The organism is Enterobacter sp. H2G27 (assembly GCF_054403075.1).
This window is the reverse complement of the sequence record NZ_JBSVSI010000001.1, coordinates 4,053,735-4,073,407: the sequence shown is the minus strand read 5'-3', so window position 1 is coordinate 4,073,407 and position 19,673 is coordinate 4,053,735. Positions and strand designations below refer to the sequence as shown.

Sequence of the window (19,673 nt, the reverse complement as noted above, 5' to 3'; positions counted from 1 at the left end):
CCGCCCGTGAGGGCGGTTGTTATATGGGGATTTGCATGTTTGATATCGGACTCAACCTGACCAGCTCGCAGTTTGCGAAAGATCGTGATGAGGTGGTTGCGCGTGCATTTGCCGCCGGGATGAAAGGACTGCTGCTGACGGGCACCAACCTGCATGAGAGCGAGCAGGCGCAGCAGCTGGCGCAACGATACGATCGCTGTTGGTCTACTGCTGGCGTGCATCCTCACGACAGCAGCCAGTGGACCGCGGAAAGTGGCGACACCCTACGCAGGCTGGCAAAGACACCAGAAGTTGTGGCGATTGGCGAGTGCGGCCTCGATTTCAACCGTAACTTTTCCACGCCTGAAGAGCAGGAAAAGGCATTCACTGCCCAGCTTGCGCTAGCGGCAGAGCTTGAAATGCCCGTATTTATGCACTGCCGCGACGCGCATGAGCGTTTTCTGACTCTGCTTGATCCGTGGCTCGAGAAACTGCCCGGCGCGGTGCTGCACTGCTTCACCGGCTCACGGCAGGAGGCGCTGGAATGCCTGGAGCGTGGGCTTTATCTGGGGATTACCGGCTGGGTTTGCGATGAGCGCCGCGGGCTTGAGCTTCGGGAGCTGTTGCCAGCGATCCCGGCTGACCGGTTGCTCCTTGAAACGGACGCACCTTATCTCCTGCCGCGCGATATGAAACCCAAACCGGCATCGCGACGAAATGAGCCCGCTTATCTGGGGCACATTATTGAGAGCGTCGCGAAGCGGCGCGGAGACGATCCGCACTGGCTTTCGGCACAGACGGATGACAACGTGCGTAAGCTGTTCGGGATAAATGTTTAAAGTTTACGGAAGTCGGTGTTTTTAACGCTCTGCAGCACCTGCTTGTTCAGCAGATTAAGCAACAGCATAGAGCGCGCTTCCCCGTCCGGCTCGGCAAAAATCGCCTGCAGGCCTTCGAAAGCCCCTTCGGTAATCACGACGCTATCGCCCGTATAGGGTGTTTCCGGGTCGGTGAGACCTTCGGGCTGTTGATAAATCGACAGCTGATGAATAACCGTCGACGGAACCGTTGCCGGGTGGGCACCAAAACGAACGAAGTGGCTGACGCCGCGCGTTGCGCTGATGGTTGTGGTGTGGATGACTTCCGGGTCGAACTCCACGAAGAGGTAGTTCGGGAACAACGGCTCGCTGACGGTTGTGCGCTTCCCGCGCTGCATTTTTTCAAGCGTGATCACGGGCGTCAGGCAATTTACAGACTGACGTTCAAGATGTTCCTGCGCGCGCTGAAGTTGCCCGCGTTTGCAATACAGTAAATACCAGGCCTGCATAATCACTCTTTCCCTTAGTTCGGGGCGCAAGCATATCAAAACCCTGGCGGGATCGCTAAGTTGATTATAATGGGCGAAAATGGGACAGAACGCATAACTTCACGCTAATTTAACAAAATTACAGCATCAAGCAGGCTTACGCCGTATAATGAAGCGCTTACAGAGAGGCCATGATTAACTGCATGAAATACCACGATCTCCGCGACTTCCTGACGCTGCTGGAAAAGCAGGGCGAACTCAAGCGTATTACACTTCCTGTTGATCCTTATCTGGAGATGACAGAAATTGCTGACCGCACCCTGCGTGCCGGTGGCCCCGCGTTACTGTTTGAAAATCCTAAAGGGTACGCCATGCCGGTGCTGTGCAACCTGTTTGGTACACCGCGTCGCGTCGCACTGGGGATGGGGCAGGAAGACGTCACGGCCCTGCGCGAAGTCGGTAAGCTGCTGGCCTTCCTGAAAGAGCCGGAGCCGCCGAAAGGCTTCCGCGATCTGTTCGACAAGCTGCCGCAGTTTAAGCAGGTGCTGAACATGCCCACTAAACGCCTGCGCGGCGCGCCGTGCCAGCAGAAGGTGCTGGAAGGCGATGCAGTTGATTTGACTAAAATCCCTATAATGCAGTGCTGGCCGGAAGATGCCGCGCCGCTGATCACCTGGGGACTGACCGTCACGCGCGGCCCGCACAAAGAGCGCCAGAATCTTGGTATTTACCGCCAGCAGTTGATTGGCAAGAATAAGCTCATCATGCGCTGGCTGTCGCATCGCGGCGGCGCGCTGGATTTTCAGGAGTGGTGTGCTGCGCGTCCGGGTGAACGTTTCCCGGTATCTGTCGCCCTGGGCGCCGATCCGGCCACCATTCTTGGAGCCGTCACGCCCGTCCCGGATACGCTCTCTGAATATGCCTTTGCAGGCCTGCTGCGCGGGACGAAAACGGAAGTTGTGAAGTGTATCTCTAACGATCTCGAAGTCCCGGCCAGTGCAGAAATTGTGCTGGAAGGTTACATTGAGCAGGGTGAAATGGCGCCAGAAGGCCCTTACGGCGACCACACCGGCTATTACAACGAAGTGGATAACTTCCCGGTGTTTACCGTGACGCACATTACGCAGCGTGAAGATGCGATTTATCACTCCACGTATACCGGGCGTCCACCGGATGAACCCGCGGTACTGGGCGTGGCGCTGAACGAAGTGTTTGTGCCGATTCTGCAAAAGCAGTTCCCGGAAATTGTTGATTTTTATCTGCCGCCTGAAGGATGCTCCTATCGCATGGCGGTGGTTACGATGAAGAAGCAGTATCCTGGTCATGCTAAACGCGTAATGATGGGCGTGTGGTCTTTCCTGCGCCAGTTTATGTATACCAAATTTGTTATTGTCTGCGATGATGACGTTAACGCCCGCGACTGGAATGACGTAATCTGGGCCATTACCACGCGAATGGACCCGGCGCGCGATACGGTGTTAGTCGAAAACACGCCGATTGATTATCTGGATTTTGCCTCGCCGGTTTCCGGTCTTGGCTCAAAGATGGGACTGGATGCCACAAATAAATGGCCTGGCGAAACCGACCGTGAATGGGGTCGCCCGATCAAAAAAGATCCTGCTGTGACCGCGCGCATTGACGCGATCTGGGACGAGCTGGCCATAATGAATAACGGTAAACCGTGAGCTGACCGTTAAGCCCTATAGACTTCCCGACAGAGAGAGCGAATGACAACCTTAAGCTGTAAAGTGACCTCGGTAGATGCCATCACCGACACCGTATATCGCGTCCGTTTAGTGCCAGAAGCGCCATTCTCTTTCCGCGCGGGTCAGTACCTGATGGTTGTGATGGATGAGCGTGATAAGCGTCCTTTCTCTATGGCCTCCACGCCAGCGGAGCAGGAATTTATTGAGCTTCATATTGGTGCGTCAGAGCTTAACCTGTATGCAATGGCGGTGATGGATCGGATCCTGAAGGAACGTGAAATCGTGGTGGATATTCCGCACGGCGATGCGTGGCTGCGCGATGACGAAGATCGTCCGCTGATCCTGATTGCCGGTGGTACAGGCTTCTCCTATGTGCGCTCCATTCTGTTAACCGCCCTGGCGCGTAACCCGGACCGTGATATCACGATCTACTGGGGTGGCCGTGAAGAGAAACACCTGTATGACCTGTCTGAACTGGAAGCGCTGAGCGTAACCCATCCTAACCTGCGCATCGAGCCGGTGGTTGAGCAGCCGGAAGAGGGCTGGCGCGGGCGTAGCGGGACGGTGCTGACGGCGGTGCTGCAGGATCACGGCACGCTGGCAGGACACGATATTTATATCGCTGGCCGTTTTGAGATGGCGAAAATTGCCCGTGACCTGTTCTGTAACGAACGTGACGCGCGTGAAGACCGCCTGTTTGGCGATGCGTTTGCCTTCATTTAAATAAAAAACCCGCCCCTGACAGGCGGGAAGAACGGCAACTAAACTTCTGCCGGGTCGCATTTGCGACCCGGTTTTTTATCACACTCTCTCAAACACCGTCGCGATACCCTGACCCAGCCCGATACACATCGTTGCCAGACCAAACTGGGCATCTTTGCGTTCCATCAGGTTGATCAGCGTCGTGCTGATACGCGCCCCGGAGCAGCCCAGCGGGTGACCGAGGGCGATCGCGCCGCCGTTGAGGTTAATCTTCTCGTCGATCTGCTCCATCAGCCCCAGATCTTTAATGCACGGCAGGATCTGCGCGGCGAACGCTTCGTTCATCTCAAACAGGTCGATTTCGCTGGCGGTTAATCCCGCTTTTTTCAGCGCCAGCTTTGAAGCCGGAACCGGGCCGTAGCCCATGATCGACGGATCGCAGCCCACGACCGCCATCGAGCGTACCCGAGCGCGAGGCGTTAATCCTAGCTCGCGGGCGCGGCTTTCGCTCATCACCAGCATCGCGGCGGCACCGTCTGACAGCGCCGACGAGGTCCCTGCTGTGACCGTACCGGTGACCGGGTCAAACGCCGGACGCAGCGTGGAAAGCGCTTCGACGGTGGTTTCCGGGCGGATGACTTCGTCGTAGCTGAACTGCTTCAGAACGCCGTCTGCATCATGGCCGCCGGTAGGGATGATCTCGTTCTTAAAGGCACCGGACTGCGTGGCGGCCCATGCGCGAGCGTGAGAGCGCGCGGCAAAGGCATCCTGCATTTCGCGGCTGATGCCGTGCAGGCGGGAGAGCATCTCGGCGGTCAGACCCATCATCCCCGCAGCTTTCGCCACGTTGCGGCTCATCCCCGGGTGGAAATCGACCCCGTGGCTCATCGGGACGTGACCCATATGCTCGACGCCGCCCACCAGGCAGGCCTGCGCATCACCGGTCATGATCATGCGGGCCGCGTCGTGCAGCGCCTGCATTGATGAACCGCACAGGCGGTTAACGGTGACGGCCGGAACCGAATGCGGGATTTCCGCCAGCAGCGACGCGTTGCGGGCGATGTTGAAGCCCTGCTCCAGGGTCTGCTGCACGCAGCCCCAGTAGATATCGTCCAGCGCAGCCGGATCCAGCGCCGGGTTACGCGCCAGCAGGCTACGCATCAGGTGCGCGGAGAGGTCTTCCGCACGCACGTTACGGAACGCGCCGCCTTTTGAACGGCCCATCGGGGTGCGAATCGCATCAACAATGACAACCTTTTCCATTGTGACTCCTTAAGCCGTTTTCAGCTCGCCAACCGGACGGGCTGGCTCAACTGCGGGATAGTAGGGTTCGTTATGGCGCGCTTTGTTACGCAGACCTTCCGGCACCTCATAAAGCGGGCCAAGGTGCTGATATTGCTGAGCCATATCGAGATAGCGAGCGCTGCCGAGCGTGTCCAGCCAGCGGAACGCGCCGCCGTGGAACGGAGGGAAGCCCAGGCCGTATACCAGCGCCATATCCGCTTCCGCCGGGCTGGCGATAATGCCTTCTTCGAGGCAACGCACCACTTCGTTGATCATCGGAATCATCATGCGGGCGATGATCTCATCGTCGGTGAAGTCGCGTTTCGGCTGACTGACATCGGCCAGCAGGCTATCCACCGCCGCGTCTTCTTCTTTCTTCGGTTTGCCCTTACTGTCTTCTTTATAGCGCCAGAAGCCTAGACCGTTTTTCTGACCGAAGCGGTTAGCGTCGAACAGCGCGTCAATCGCGTCGCGATAGTCTTTCTGCATGCGCTGCGGGAAGCCTGCCGCCATTACCGCCTGGGCGTGGTGGGCGGTATCAATGCCCACAACGTCCAGCAGATATGCCGGTCCCATCGGCCAGCCGAACTGTTTTTCCATCACTTTGTCGATTTTGCGGAAGTCCGCGCCGTCGCGCAGCAGCTGGCTAAAACCGGCGAAATAAGGGAACAGCACGCGGTTGACGAAGAAGCCCGGACAATCGTTAACGACGATCGGCGTTTTGCCCATCTTGCTGGCCCAGGCCACCACCTTGGCGATGGTGTCGTCAGAGGTTTTTTCCCCACGGATCACTTCGACCAGCGGCATACGGTGTACCGGGTTGAAGAAGTGCATGCCGCAGAAGTTTTCCGGACGCTTCAGCACGCTCGCCAGTTCGCTGATTGGAATGGTGGAGGTGTTAGAGGCCAGTACGGTATCCGGGCGAACCTTGTCTTCCGTTTCCGCCAGCACCGCTTTTTTAACCTTCGGGTTCTCGACGACGGCTTCGACCACCACGTCGACACGGTCGAAACCGCTGTATTCCAGCACGGGCTGAATGGTGGAGATCACGCCTGCAAGCTTCAGACCGTCAATTTTCCCGTGCTCAAGCTGTTTATTCAGCAGCTTGGCCGCTTCGGTCATGCCCAGCGTCAGGGATTTCTCGTTGATGTCTTTCATCACCACCGGCACGCCTTTCCAGGCTGACTGGTAAGCGATGCCGCCACCCATGATCCCCGCGCCGAGTACCGCCGCATGTTTTGGCGTCTCAACGTTTTTAGTCAGCTGTTTGGCTTTCCCTTTTACGAACTGATCGTTGAGGAAGATACCGACCAGCGCGCGAGCTTCATTGGTGTGCGCCAGCGGGACAAAGCTCTGATTTTCGAGCTTCAGCGCTTCATCGCGACCAAGGCGGGCAGCCGCTTCAATGGTTTTCACCGCCGTGATCGGCGCTGGGTAGTGTTTACCCGCTGTCTGCATCACCATGCCTTTGGCGATGGTGAAGCTCATGGTGGCTTCAATCTTGCTGAGTTTTAAAGGTTCCAGCTTCGGCTGGCGTTTGGCTCTCCAGTCGAGATCGCCGTTGATTGCCTGACGCAGAATGGCGAGTGCGCCTTCAACCAGCTTCTCAGGTTTTACAACGCCGTCGACCAGGCCAATTTTCTGCGCCTGTTCGGCGCCGACATCTTTACCTGCGGCAATGATCTCCAGGGCGCTGTCGGCACCCAGCATGCGCGGCATACGCACGGAGCCGCCAAAGCCCGGCATGATGCCCAGCTTGGTTTCCGGCAGGCCGATGCGCAGGTCCGGCGTCGCCAGGCGGTAGTCGGTCGCCAGCACGCATTCGCAGCCACCGCCCAGCGCATAACCATTAACGGCGGAAATGGTCGGGACAGGCAGATCTTCCAGACGATTAAAGACGCTGTTGGCAAAGTGCAGCCACTGGCTCAGCTGTTCTTCCGGAACCAGGAACAGCGAAAGGAACTCGGTGATATCGGCACCGACGATAAAGGCCGCTTTGTTCGAACGCAGCAGCAGCCCTTTTAATTCAGGTTGTTTTTCAATAACATCCAGCGCCTGGCCAAGACTGGCCACCGTCGCGGTATCAAGCTTGTTCACTGAGCCGGGGGCATCGAACACCAGTTCGGCAATGCCATCTTCCAGCCAGTTGAGGTACAGGGTGTCGCCTTTGTAGAGCATGTCAGTCTCCTGAATCCAGCAATTGGATCTGGTCATACCAGATGAATCGGAGTGTGGGATTTATGTTAATAAAATGCAAATTACTCATTAAGAAAATGCTGCATTGATCACGGTCGGTGGAAATCACGCAGCCGGAGTGAGGTGTGCTAAGATGCGATGACTTGAGGTCAAAAAACGAAAGGAATAATGATGGACTCACTGGCTTCGCTTTATAAAAATCATATCGTTACCCTACAGGAACGTACCCGCGATGTACTGGCCCGTTTTAAGCTGGATGCGCTGCTGATCCACTCCGGCGAGCTAATGAATACCTTTCTGGATGACCACGCTTATCCGTTTAAGGTGAACCCACAGTTTAAGGCCTGGGTGCCGGTGACGCAGGTTCCCAACTGCTGGCTGCTGGTAGATGGTGTGAACAAGCCGAAACTGTGGTTCTACCTGCCGGTCGATTACTGGCACAACGTTGAGCCGCTGCCGACCTCTTTCTGGACGGAAGAAATTGAGGTGATTGCGCTGCCAAAAGCGGACGGCATTGGCAGCCAGCTGCCTGCCGCGCGTGGCAACATCGCTTATATTGGCCCTGTTCCGGAGCGTGCATTGGGCCTGGATATTGCGGCAGACAAACTCAACCCGAAAGGGGTGCTGGATTACCTCCACTATTACCGCGCGTATAAAACCGACTACGAACTTTACTGCATGCGTGAAGCGCAAAAGACCGCGGTGAACGGTCACCGTGCGGCGCATGAAGCCTTCCAGTCCGGCATGAGCGAGTTCGATATCAACCAGGCGTACCTGACCGCCACCGGTCATCGCGATACCGACGTGCCGTACAGCAACATCGTCGCGCTGAATGAGCACGCGTCTGTGCTTCACTACACCAAACTGGATCACCATGTTCCGTCGGAAATGCGCAGCTTCCTGCTGGACGCAGGGGCAGAATATAACGGCTACGCGGCTGACCTGACCCGTACCTGGGCGGCGAATGCTGATACCGATTTCGCGCAGCTTATTAAAGACGTAAACGATGAACAGCTGGCGCTTATTGGCACCATGAAGGCGGGAACCAGCTATGTGGATTACCACATTCAGTTCCATCAGCGCATTGCTAAACTGCTGCGTAAGCATCAGATTGTGAAAGACATGAGCGAAGAGGCGATGGTCGAGAACGATCTGACCGGGCCATTCATGCCGCACGGTATCGGCCACCCGCTGGGCCTGCAGGTTCACGACGTTGCGGGCTTTATGCAGGATGATACCGGCACGCACCTGGCGGCACCGTCTAAATATCCTTACCTGCGCTGCACCCGTATTCTGGAGCCGCGTATGGTGCTGACGATTGAACCGGGGATCTACTTTATCGAATCCCTGCTGGCGCCGTGGCGTGAAGGTCAGTTCAGCAAGCACTTCAACTGGGAAAAAATTGACGCGCTGAAGCCGTTTGGCGGTATTCGCATCGAAGATAACGTTGTGGTTCATGAAAACGGTATCGAGAACATGACGCGAGACCTGAAGCTGGCCTGATGGAAAGCTGGCTGATACCGGCGGAACCGGTCACCTTTGTTGAGGAAATCAAGAAAAGCCGCTTTATTACGCTGCTGGCGCATACCGACGGCGTAGAGGCGGCAAAGGCGTTTGTCGAGTCCGTTCGGGCTGAGCATCCTGACGCCCGCCACCACTGCGTGGCGTGGGTAGCAGGGCCGCCGGACGATTCACAACAGCTGGGGTTTTCCGACGACGGTGAACCGGCGGGCACGGCCGGTAAGCCTATGCTATCGCAGCTGATGGGCAGCGGCGTGGGCGAAATAACCGCCGTGGTGGTGCGCTACTACGGCGGCATTTTGTTAGGCACCGGTGGGCTGGTAAAAGCCTATGGCGGGGGCGTGCAGCAGGCGCTTAATATGCTGGTCACTACCCGCAAAACGCCGCTTACCGAATATACTTTATTATGCGATTACGCCCAGCTATCGGGTATTGAAGCGCTGCTGCGGCAGTTTAACGGTGTCATCGCACACAGCGAATATCAGGCAATGGTGCAATTACGCGTGGCGCTTCCTCAGGCGGAGCTGGCTGCTTTTTCAGCAAAACTGGCTGATTTTAGTCGTGGTTCGTTGCAATTGCTGCCGATTGAAGAATAATCCCCACCTCACTTTTGAATACCAAAGGAAGCGGCAGAGATGCATTTTCGTGCCATAACCCGAATCGTTGGACTGCTGGTCATACTCTTTTCCGGGACGATGATTCTCCCAGGACTGGTGGCGCTTATCTACCGGGACGGTGCGGGGCGGGCATTCACCCAGACCTTCTTTGTCGCGCTGGCGATTGGCTCGCTGCTGTGGTGGCCAAACCGTCGTCAGAAAGGTGAACTGAAATCTCGCGAAGGATTTTTGATTGTGGTCCTGTTCTGGACGGTGCTGGGGAGCGTCGGTTCGCTGCCCTTTATCTTCTCTGAACAGCCTAATCTGAGCATCACGGATGCCTTTTTTGAATCGTTTTCGGGTTTAACAACCACTGGGGCGACGACGCTGGTCGGGCTGGATTCACTACCCCACGCCATTCTCTTTTATCGCCAGATGCTGCAGTGGTTCGGCGGTATGGGGATCATCGTCCTGGCGGTGGCTATTCTCCCTATTCTGGGCGTTGGTGGCATGCAGCTCTATCGCGCCGAAATGCCCGGGCCTCTGAAAGATAACAAGATGCGCCCGCGTATTGCCGAGACGGCGAAAACCCTGTGGCTGATTTATGTCTTGCTGACGGTAGCCTGTGCGCTGGCGCTATGGTTTGCCGGGATGCCTGCTTTCGACGCCATTGGACACAGTTTCGCGACGATTGCCATTGGCGGGTTCTCTACCCACGATGCCAGCGTGGGCTACTTCGACAGCCCAACGATTAACACTATCATTGCCATTTTCCTGCTGATCTCTGGCTGTAACTACGGCCTGCACTTCTCTTTACTGAGCGGACGCAGCCTGAAGGTGTACTGGCGCGATCCTGAGTTCCGCATGTTCATTGGCGTCCAGCTTACGCTGGTGATCATCTGTACCCTGGTGCTGTGGTTCCATGATGTCTACAACTCCGCGCTGACCACGCTAAATCAGGCGTTCTTCCAGGTGGTATCGATGGCGACGACAGCCGGGTTTACCACGGACAGTATCGCCCGTTGGCCGCTGTTCCTGCCGGTGCTGCTTTTATGCTCTGCATTTATTGGGGGCTGTGCGGGGTCCACGGGCGGTGGCCTGAAGGTGATTCGTATTCTGCTTCTGTTCAAGCAGGGCAACCGTGAGCTGAAGCGTCTGGTCCACCCGAACGCGGTCTACAGCATTAAGCTGGGGAACCGCGCGCTGCCGGAACGTATCCTCGAAGCGGTGTGGGGATTCTTCTCGGCGTATGCGCTGGTCTTTATCGTCAGTATGCTCGCGATTATCGCGACGGGTGTGGATGATTTCTCCGCCTTTGCGTCCGTGGTGGCAACATTGAATAACCTCGGGCCTGGCCTGGGGGTTGTGGCGGATAACTTTGCGAGTATGAACCCCGTCGCGAAATGGATCCTCATCGCCAATATGCTGTTTGGTCGCCTTGAGGTCTTTACGCTGCTGGTGCTCTTCACCCCTACATTCTGGCGCGAGTAAGGAGCCGTTGATGAAAACACTCATTCTTTTCTCTACGCGAGACGGGCAAACGCGTGAGATTGCCGCGTATCTGGCATCTGAACTTAAAGAGCTGGGGATATATTCGGATGTGGTAAACCTGAACCGTGCGGATCAGATAGCCTGGCAGGATTACGATCGCGTGGTAATTGGCGCGTCAATTCGTTACGGGCATTTCCATCCGGCGCTGGATCGCTTTGTGAAAAAGCACACCGCGGCGCTCAATAAATTGCCCGGAGCGTTTTACTCGGTAAATCTGGTCGCACGTAAAGCAGAGAAGCGTACGCCGCAGACTAACAGCTACACGCGCAAGTTTTTACTCAGCTCGCCGTGGCAGCCAGACCTTTGCGCTGTCTTTGCCGGCGCGCTGCGCTACCCTCGTTATCGTTGGTATGACCGCTTTATGATCCGTCTTATTATGAAGATGACCGGAGGTGAAACCGATACGCGTAAAGAAGTGGTTTATACCGACTGGTCGCAGGTGGCTAGTTTTGCCCGGGAAATCGCACATTTAACGGGCGATTCGCGACTTAAATAAGCGTTAAGCTTGAAAAATGAGCGAACGATAAGTTTTTTGTATTTTGTGCTTGTCACGTCGGAATAACTCCCTATAATGCGCCTCCACTGACACGGAACAACGGCACACACGCCGCCGGGTCAGCAGAGAATAGCGTAAATAAACGCTTGACTCTGAAGCGGGAAGGCGTAATATGCACACCCCGCGCCGCTGCGAAAAGCGAAGCGGCACTGCTCTTTAACAATTTATCAGACAATCTGTGTGGGCACTCAAAGTGACATGGATTCTTAACGTCGCAAGACGAAAAATGAATACCAAGTCTCTGAGTGAACATACGTAATTCATTACGAAGTTTAATTCACGAGCATCAAACTTAAATTGAAGAGTTTGATCATGGCTCAGATTGAACGCTGGCGGCAGGCCTAACACATGCAAGTCGAGCGGCAGCGGAAAGTAGCTTGCTACTTTGCCGGCGAGCGGCGGACGGGTGAGTAATGTCTGGGAAACTGCCTGATGGAGGGGGATAACTACTGGAAACGGTAGCTAATACCGCATAACGTCGCAAGACCAAAGAGGGGGACCTTCGGGCCTCTTGCCATCAGATGTGCCCAGATGGGATTAGCTAGTAGGTGGGGTAACGGCTCACCTAGGCGACGATCCCTAGCTGGTCTGAGAGGATGACCAGCCACACTGGAACTGAGACACGGTCCAGACTCCTACGGGAGGCAGCAGTGGGGAATATTGCACAATGGGCGCAAGCCTGATGCAGCCATGCCGCGTGTATGAAGAAGGCCTTCGGGTTGTAAAGTACTTTCAGCGGGGAGGAAGGCGTTGAGGTTAATAACCTCAGCGATTGACGTTACCCGCAGAAGAAGCACCGGCTAACTCCGTGCCAGCAGCCGCGGTAATACGGAGGGTGCAAGCGTTAATCGGAATTACTGGGCGTAAAGCGCACGCAGGCGGTCTGTCAAGTCGGATGTGAAATCCCCGGGCTCAACCTGGGAACTGCATTCGAAACTGGCAGGCTAGAGTCTTGTAGAGGGGGGTAGAATTCCAGGTGTAGCGGTGAAATGCGTAGAGATCTGGAGGAATACCGGTGGCGAAGGCGGCCCCCTGGACAAAGACTGACGCTCAGGTGCGAAAGCGTGGGGAGCAAACAGGATTAGATACCCTGGTAGTCCACGCCGTAAACGATGTCGACTTGGAGGTTGTGCCCTTGAGGCGTGGCTTCCGGAGCTAACGCGTTAAGTCGACCGCCTGGGGAGTACGGCCGCAAGGTTAAAACTCAAATGAATTGACGGGGGCCCGCACAAGCGGTGGAGCATGTGGTTTAATTCGATGCAACGCGAAGAACCTTACCTACTCTTGACATCCAGAGAACTTTCCAGAGATGGATTGGTGCCTTCGGGAACTCTGAGACAGGTGCTGCATGGCTGTCGTCAGCTCGTGTTGTGAAATGTTGGGTTAAGTCCCGCAACGAGCGCAACCCTTATCCTTTGTTGCCAGCGGTTAGGCCGGGAACTCAAAGGAGACTGCCAGTGATAAACTGGAGGAAGGTGGGGATGACGTCAAGTCATCATGGCCCTTACGAGTAGGGCTACACACGTGCTACAATGGCGCATACAAAGAGAAGCGACCTCGCGAGAGCAAGCGGACCTCATAAAGTGCGTCGTAGTCCGGATTGGAGTCTGCAACTCGACTCCATGAAGTCGGAATCGCTAGTAATCGTAGATCAGAATGCTACGGTGAATACGTTCCCGGGCCTTGTACACACCGCCCGTCACACCATGGGAGTGGGTTGCAAAAGAAGTAGGTAGCTTAACCTTCGGGAGGGCGCTTACCACTTTGTGATTCATGACTGGGGTGAAGTCGTAACAAGGTAACCGTAGGGGAACCTGCGGTTGGATCACCTCCTTACCTTAAAGAACCTGCCTTTGCAGTGCTCACACAGATTGTCTGATGAATGATGAACTTCTGAATGTACTTTTGAGTGCATTAAGAAGTTTTGCTCTTTAAAAATCTGGATCAAGCTGAAAATTGAAACGACACATCTTTAATGGTGTGTTTGAGTCTCTCAAATTTTCGCAATCAGAAGTGAAACATCTTCGGGTTGTGAGGTTAAGCGACTAAGCGTACACGGTGGATGCCCTGGCAGTCAGAGGCGATGAAGGACGTGCTAATCTGCGAAAAGCGCCGGCGAGGTGATATGAACCTTTGACCCGGCGATGTCCGAATGGGGAAACCCAGTGCAATTCGTTGCACTATCGTTAACTGAATACATAGGTTAACGAGGCGAACCGGGGGAACTGAAACATCTAAGTACCCCGAGGAAAAGAAATCAACCGAGATTCCCCCAGTAGCGGCGAGCGAACGGGGAGCAGCCCAGAGTCTGAATCAGCTTGTGTGTTAGTGGAAGCGTCTGGAAAGTCGCACGGTACAGGGTGACAGTCCCGTACACGAAAGCACACAGGCTGTGAACTCGAAGAGTAGGGCGGGACACGTGGTATCCTGTCTGAATATGGGGGGACCATCCTCCAAGGCTAAATACTCCTGACTGACCGATAGTGAACCAGTACCGTGAGGGAAAGGCGAAAAGAACCCCGGCGAGGGGAGTGAAAAAGAACCTGAAACCGTGTACGTACAAGCAGTGGGAGCACCTTCGTGGTGTGACTGCGTACCTTTTGTATAATGGGTCAGCGACTTATATTCTGTAGCAAGGTTAACCGTATAGGGGAGCCGAAGGGAAACCGAGTCTTAACTGGGCGTTAAGTTGCAGGGTATAGACCCGAAACCCGGTGATCTAGCCATGGGCAGGTTGAAGGTTGGGTAACACTAACTGGAGGACCGAACCGACTAATGTTGAAAAATTAGCGGATGACTTGTGGCTGGGGGTGAAAGGCCAATCAAACCGGGAGATAGCTGGTTCTCCCCGAAAGCTATTTAGGTAGCGCCTCGTGAACTCATCTTCGGGGGTAGAGCACTGTTTCGGCTAGGGGGCCATCCCGGCTTACCAACCCGATGCAAACTACGAATACCGAAGAATGTTATCACGGGAGACACACGGCGGGTGCTAACGTCCGTCGTGAAGAGGGAAACAACCCAGACCGCCAGCTAAGGTCCCAAAGTCATGGTTAAGTGGGAAACGATGTGGGAAGGCACAGACAGCCAGGATGTTGGCTTAGAAGCAGCCATCATTTAAAGAAAGCGTAATAGCTCACTGGTCGAGTCGGCCTGCGCGGAAGATGTAACGGGGCTAAACCATGCACCGAAGCTGCGGCAGCGACACTATGTGTTGTTGGGTAGGGGAGCGTTCTGTAAGCCGTTGAAGGTGTGCTGTGAGGCATGCTGGAGGTATCAGAAGTGCGAATGCTGACATAAGTAACGATAAAGCGGGTGAAAAGCCCGCTCGCCGGAAGACCAAGGGTTCCTGTCCAACGTTAATCGGGGCAGGGTGAGTCGACCCCTAAGGCGAGGCCGAAAGGCGTAGTCGATGGGAAACAGGTTAATATTCCTGTACTTGGTGTTACTGCGAAGGGGGGACGGAGAAGGCTATGTTAGCCGGGCGACGGTTGTCCCGGTTTAAGCATGTAGGCGGAGGTTCCAGGTAAATCCGGTACCTTATTAACGCTGAGGTGTGATGACGAGGCACTACGGTGCTGAAGTAACAAATGCCCTGCTTCCAGGAAAAGCCTCTAAGCATCAGGTAACACGAAATCGTACCCCAAACCGACACAGGTGGTCAGGTAGAGAATACCAAGGCGCTTGAGAGAACTCGGGTGAAGGAACTAGGCAAAATGGTGCCGTAACTTCGGGAGAAGGCACGCTGATATGTAGGTGAAGCCCCTGCGGGTGGAGCTGAAATCAGTCGAAGATACCAGCTGGCTGCAACTGTTTATTAAAAACACAGCACTGTGCAAACACGAAAGTGGACGTATACGGTGTGACGCCTGCCCGGTGCCGGAAGGTTAATTGATGGGGTTAGCGGCAACGCGAAGCTCTTGATCGAAGCCCCGGTAAACGGCGGCCGTAACTATAACGGTCCTAAGGTAGCGAAATTCCTTGTCGGGTAAGTTCCGACCTGCACGAATGGCGTAATGATGGCCAGGCTGTCTCCACCCGAGACTCAGTGAAATTGAACTCGCTGTGAAGATGCAGTGTACCCGCGGCAAGACGGAAAGACCCCGTGAACCTTTACTATAGCTTGACACTGAACACTGGTCCTTGATGTGTAGGATAGGTGGGAGGCTTTGAAGCGTGGACGCCAGTCTGCGTGGAGCCGTCCTTGAAATACCACCCTTTAATGGCTGGTGTTCTAACGTAGACCCGTGATCCGGGTTGCGGACAGTGTCTGGTGGGTAGTTTGACTGGGGCGGTCTCCTCCCAAAGAGTAACGGAGGAGCACGAAGGTTAGCTAATCCTGGTCGGACATCAGGAGGTTAGTGCAATGGCATAAGCTAGCTTGACTGCGAGAGTGACGGCTCGAGCAGGTGCGAAAGCAGGTCATAGTGATCCGGTGGTTCTGAATGGAAGGGCCATCGCTCAACGGATAAAAGGTACTCCGGGGATAACAGGCTGATACCGCCCAAGAGTTCATATCGACGGCGGTGTTTGGCACCTCGATGTCGGCTCATCACATCCTGGGGCTGAAGTAGGTCCCAAGGGTATGGCTGTTCGCCATTTAAAGTGGTACGCGAGCTGGGTTTAGAACGTCGTGAGACAGTTCGGTCCCTATCTGCCGTGGGCGCTGGAGAATTGAGGGGGGCTGCTCCTAGTACGAGAGGACCGGAGTGGACGCATCACTGGTGTTCGGGTTGTCATGCCAATGGCACTGCCCGGTAGCTAAATGCGGAAAAGATAAGTGCTGAAAGCATCTAAGCACGAAACTTGCCCCGAGATGAGTTCTCCCTGAGACTTTAAGTCTCCTGAAGGAACGTTAAAGACTATGACGTTGATAGGTCGGGTGTGTAAGCGCAGCGATGCGTTGAGCTAACCGATACTAATGAACCGTGAGGCTTAACCTTACAACGCCGAAGGTGTTTTGGCGAAGAGACAGAACAATCAAATTTCAGCCTGATACAGATTTAACAGAATTTGCCTGGCGGCTTTAGCGCGGTGGTCCCACCTGACCCCATGCCGAACTCAGAAGTGAAACGCCGTAGCGCCGATGGTAGTGTGGGGTCTCCCCATGTGAGAGTAGGGAACTGCCAGGCATCAAACAAGTGAAGAGGCCATCCGGAAGGATGGCCTTTTTGCGTTTATGCGCTGCACAAACTAATCCCCCAACGCCCTGCTTATACGGTAAACTACCTGCGTTTTTGCATCAGGATAGCGTCTATGAACCACTCCCTTAAGCCCTGGAATACCTTTGGCATTCAACGCAATGCTAATCAAATTGTACGTGCCGATACCGCACATCAGCTGCTGGATGCATGGCAAAGCGCAACAGAAAATAACGAACCCGTACTCATTCTGGGCGAAGGAAGTAATGTCCTGTTTCTCGACGATTTTGCGGGAACGGTGATCGTTAACCGCATCATGGGAATTGATGTTGCAGAGAGTGCCGATAGCTGGCACCTGCACGTGGGGGCCGGAGAAAACTGGCATCAGCTGGTGCAATTTACCCTCGAAAAAGGGATGCCGGGCCTGGAAAACCTTGCGCTTATTCCAGGCTGCGCCGGATCGTCACCTATTCAAAACATCGGCGCCTACGGCATCGAACTGAAACATGTCTGTGAATATGTCGACTGCATCGAACTGGCGACCGGAACGGCTAAGCGTTTAACGGCAGAACAGTGCCGATTTGGCTATCGTGACAGTATCTTCAAACATGAATATCAGGATCGCTACGTGATTGTCGCCGTGGGGCTGCGTCTGTCGAAGAACTGGCAGCCCGTATTGACCTACGGAGATTTAACGCGTCTCGATCCGGCTACCGTTACCGCACGCGACGTTTTTGACTCAGTTTGCCATATGCGGATGACCAAGCTTCCCGATCCTAAAGTTAACGGAAACGCTGGCAGTTTCTTCAAAAATCCGGTTATAAGCAGCGAAAATGCAAAAATTCTTCTTGAAGGATGGCCAACTGCGCCACATTACCCTCAGGCGGATGGCAGCGTGAAGCTGGCCGCGGGGTGGCTTATCGATCAATGCCAGCTAAAAGGTACTTCAGTAGGCGGTGCCGCCGTTCACCAACATCAGGCTCTGGTGCTGATTAACCAACGCGATGCGACCAGCGATGATGTTGTACAGCTGGCTCATTATGTTCGTCAGCGCGTGGGCGAAAAATTCAACGTCTGGCTGGAGCCAGAAGTTCGCTTCATTGGCCGCACAGGTGAAGTCAATGCCGTGGAGACTATCGCGTGAAGGACAATACTATTCCCTTAACCCTGATTAGCATCCTTGCTGACGGTGAGTTTCATTCTGGCGAGCAGCTGGGTGAACAGCTTGGCATGAGCCGTGCTGCTATCAATAAACATATCCAGACGCTTCGCGACTGGGGTGTTGATGTGTTTACGGTTCCCGGAAAAGGTTACAGCCTGCCGGAGCCGATTCAATTGCTGAATGAAGAAGCGATCCGCAGCCAGATTGGACACGGCAATGTCGCTGTGCTGCCGGTGATTGACTCGACGAACCAGTATCTTCTGGATCGGCTGCCTGAGCTGAAATCCGGAGATGCCTGCGTTGCTGAATACCAACAGGCCGGTCGCGGTCGTCGCGGCCGCAAGTGGTTTTCCCCCTTTGGTGCCAACCTCTATCTGTCCATGTACTGGCGACTCGATCAGGGCCCGGCCGCTGCCATTGGCTTGAGTCTGGTTATCGGCATCGTCATGGCGGAAGTGCTGCACGATCTGGGTGCGGATAAAGTACGTGTCAAATGGCCTAATGACCTGTACCTCAACGATCGTAAACTTGCCGGCATTCTGGTCGAACTGACGGGGAAAACGGGCGACGCGGCGCAAATCGTCATTGGCGCAGGCCTCAATATGGTGATGCGCAATGTACAAAGTGATGTGGTGAATCAGGCCTGGACTAACCTCCAGGAGGCGGGGATCGTCATCGATCGTAATACCCTTGCCCTGCGTATGATTAAAGAGCTGCGTCGCTCACTCACCCTTTTTGAGCAGGAAGGGCTGGCACCGTTCCTGTCACGTTGGGAAAAGCTGGATAACTTCATCAATCGCCCGGTGAAATTGCTGATTGGTGATAAAGAGATCTACGGAACTTCCCGCGGTATTGACGCACAGGGCGCGCTGCTCCTGGAACAGGATGGCGCGATCAAACCCTGGGTGGGCGGTGAGATTTCCCTGCGAAGTGCCGAATAACCGGATCGAGTTAATTATGCGAAAACCCGTCTGCGCGACGCTCGCCGTCATGGTGAGTGTGCTGTTCTCGCCTCTCTCCCTGGCGGATCAGGCCTGGGAGAGTTACAAGGCCCGCTTTTTCAAACCGGAAGGCCGCATTGTCGATACCGGCAATGGCGGCGTGTCGCATACGGAAGGTCAGGGCTTTGCCATGCTGATGGCAGTTGCCAACGACGATAAAGCCACGTTCGATAAGCTCTGGCACTGGACGGACAGCCAGCTGAAGAACAAAGAGAATGGTCTCTTTTACTGGCGCTATGACCCCGCAGAGTCCAACCCGGTCGCGGACAAAAACAACGCCGCCGATGGTGACGTGCTGATTGCCTGGGCGCTGCTTAAAGCCGACGCCCGCTGGCATGACAAACGTTACAGCGCCGCATCGGATGCCATTACAAAAGCGCTGGTTGCCCATAGCGTGATCCGCTATGCGGGTTACCGCGTGATGCTGCCCGGCGTCCAGGGATTTAAGCTTGACGGGGAAGTGGTCCTTAATCCTTCCTATTTTGTGTTTCCGGCCTGGCAGGCCTTCGCCGGACGCAGTCATTTGCCGGTCTGGCGTGATTTGATTAAGGATGGTAAACGCCTGCTGGGGAAAATGGGCTCGGGTAAAGCGAATCTGCCCACTGACTGGGTTTCACTGGCATCAGGTGGCAAGCTGACCCCTGCTAAAGGCTGGCCACCGCGAATGAGCTATGACGCGATTCGTGTTCCGCTGTATGTCGCCTGGTCTGATAAGCACAGCCCGCTGCTGACGTCGTGGAAGGCCTGGTTCGGTCAGTTCCCCCGGGAACAAACGCCCGCCTGGGTTAACGTCACGACCAACGAATATGCGCCCTATATGATGGAAGGCGGCCTGTTGGCTGTACGCGATTTAACGATGGGACAGTCTTCCGGTGAACCCGAAATCACCGCTAAAGACGACTATTATTCGGCAAGTCTGAAAATGCTGGTGTGGATTTCAGCGCAATAATAACGCACTGACTATCCCCTCTCCCC

Annotated in this window: 13 protein-coding genes and 3 rRNA genes; 13 read left to right on the top strand and 3 right to left on the bottom strand. The window is 55.1% G+C overall.

All coding sequences use genetic code 11. From position 1 onward, the window contains the following. Positions 1-35 precede the first annotated feature (35 nt). Complete coding sequence (tatD, locus tag ACW9E7_RS19405; RefSeq protein ID WP_458728235.1) at positions 36-818, top strand: 3'-5' ssDNA/RNA exonuclease TatD; 783 nt, start codon at positions 36-38, stop codon at positions 816-818. On the opposite strand, the gene rfaH is transcribed toward tatD, so the two are convergent. Beyond that, the gene (gene rfaH / locus ACW9E7_RS19400) at positions 815-1,306 is read right to left on the bottom strand and encodes a transcription/translation regulatory transformer protein RfaH (RefSeq protein ID WP_111963548.1); all 492 of its coding nucleotides are present in this window, start codon (positions 1,304-1,306) and stop codon (positions 815-817) included. The two genes, tatD and rfaH, sit on opposite strands and share 4 nt — an antisense overlap. 170 nt (positions 1,307-1,476) lie before the next feature. Here rfaH and ubiD point away from each other — a divergent pair, with 170 nt between their 5' ends. Further along, entirely contained in the window at positions 1,477-2,970 is a 1,494-nt protein-coding gene (gene ubiD / locus ACW9E7_RS19395; RefSeq protein WP_458728234.1) for a 4-hydroxy-3-polyprenylbenzoate decarboxylase, read from the top strand. 42 nt (positions 2,971-3,012) lie between these two features. Then, positions 3,013-3,714: an NAD(P)H-flavin reductase gene (fre, locus tag ACW9E7_RS19390; protein WP_008501516.1), complete on the top strand. Its 702-nt coding sequence runs from the start codon at positions 3,013-3,015 to the stop codon at positions 3,712-3,714. Positions 3,715-3,792: 78 nt separating this feature from the next. Here the strand turns inward: fre and fadA are convergent, their stop codons facing one another. Further along, positions 3,793-4,956 (bottom strand): acetyl-CoA C-acyltransferase FadA, encoded by a 1,164-nt coding sequence (fadA, locus tag ACW9E7_RS19385; RefSeq protein WP_458728233.1) that lies wholly within the window; start codon positions 4,954-4,956, stop codon positions 3,793-3,795. 9 nt (positions 4,957-4,965) lie between these two features. Then, on the bottom strand, positions 4,966-7,155 hold the full coding sequence (gene fadB, locus ACW9E7_RS19380; RefSeq protein ID WP_458728232.1) for a fatty acid oxidation complex subunit alpha FadB: 2,190 nt from the start codon (positions 7,153-7,155) through the stop codon (positions 4,966-4,968). Positions 7,156-7,344: 189 nt separating this feature from the next. Between fadB and pepQ the strand changes: the two genes are divergently transcribed. The 10 genes from pepQ to ACW9E7_RS19330 all read left to right on the top strand — a co-directional run bounded on the left by pepQ (position 7,345) and on the right by ACW9E7_RS19330 (position 19,647). Then, positions 7,345-8,676, top strand: a complete 1,332-nt coding sequence (pepQ, locus tag ACW9E7_RS19375) for a Xaa-Pro dipeptidase (protein WP_111963551.1) — start codon at positions 7,345-7,347, stop codon at positions 8,674-8,676. Then, on the top strand, positions 8,676-9,290 hold the full coding sequence (locus ACW9E7_RS19370) for an IMPACT family protein (protein ID WP_024908007.1): 615 nt from the start codon (positions 8,676-8,678) through the stop codon (positions 9,288-9,290). The genes pepQ and ACW9E7_RS19370 overlap by 1 nt, the downstream gene beginning before the upstream one ends. Before the next feature lie 39 nt (positions 9,291-9,329). Then, positions 9,330-10,781, top strand: a complete 1,452-nt coding sequence (gene trkH / locus ACW9E7_RS19365; RefSeq protein ID WP_023309600.1) for a Trk system potassium transporter TrkH — start codon at positions 9,330-9,332, stop codon at positions 10,779-10,781. A 10-nt stretch (positions 10,782-10,791) separates the two neighbouring features. Next, positions 10,792-11,337 carry a menaquinone-dependent protoporphyrinogen IX dehydrogenase gene (gene hemG, locus ACW9E7_RS19360; RefSeq protein ID WP_136196052.1) on the top strand — a complete coding sequence of 182 codons (546 nt, stop codon included), beginning with the start codon at positions 10,792-10,794 and terminating at the stop codon, positions 11,335-11,337. A gap of 354 nt (positions 11,338-11,691) precedes the next feature. Next, a 16S ribosomal RNA gene (locus ACW9E7_RS19355) occupies positions 11,692-13,233 on the top strand. 199 nt (positions 13,234-13,432) lie between these two features. Beyond that, positions 13,433-16,337, top strand: a 23S ribosomal RNA gene (locus ACW9E7_RS19350). Between the two features lie 73 nt (positions 16,338-16,410). Beyond that, positions 16,411-16,526 (top strand): 5S ribosomal RNA (gene rrf, locus ACW9E7_RS19345). Together the 16S, 23S and 5S rRNA genes form the textbook arrangement of a ribosomal RNA operon. A 124-nt stretch (positions 16,527-16,650) precedes the next feature. Then, complete coding sequence (gene murB, locus ACW9E7_RS19340; RefSeq protein ID WP_458728231.1) at positions 16,651-17,679, top strand: UDP-N-acetylmuramate dehydrogenase; 1,029 nt, start codon at positions 16,651-16,653, stop codon at positions 17,677-17,679. Then, positions 17,676-18,638, top strand: a complete 963-nt coding sequence (birA, locus tag ACW9E7_RS19335; RefSeq protein WP_458728230.1) for a bifunctional biotin--[acetyl-CoA-carboxylase] ligase/biotin operon repressor BirA — start codon at positions 17,676-17,678, stop codon at positions 18,636-18,638. The genes murB and birA overlap by 4 nt, the downstream gene beginning before the upstream one ends. Positions 18,639-18,654: 16 nt before the next feature. After that, positions 18,655-19,647: a glycosyl hydrolase family 8 gene (locus ACW9E7_RS19330; protein ID WP_458728229.1), complete on the top strand. Its 993-nt coding sequence runs from the start codon at positions 18,655-18,657 to the stop codon at positions 19,645-19,647. Positions 19,648-19,673 lie beyond the last annotated feature (26 nt).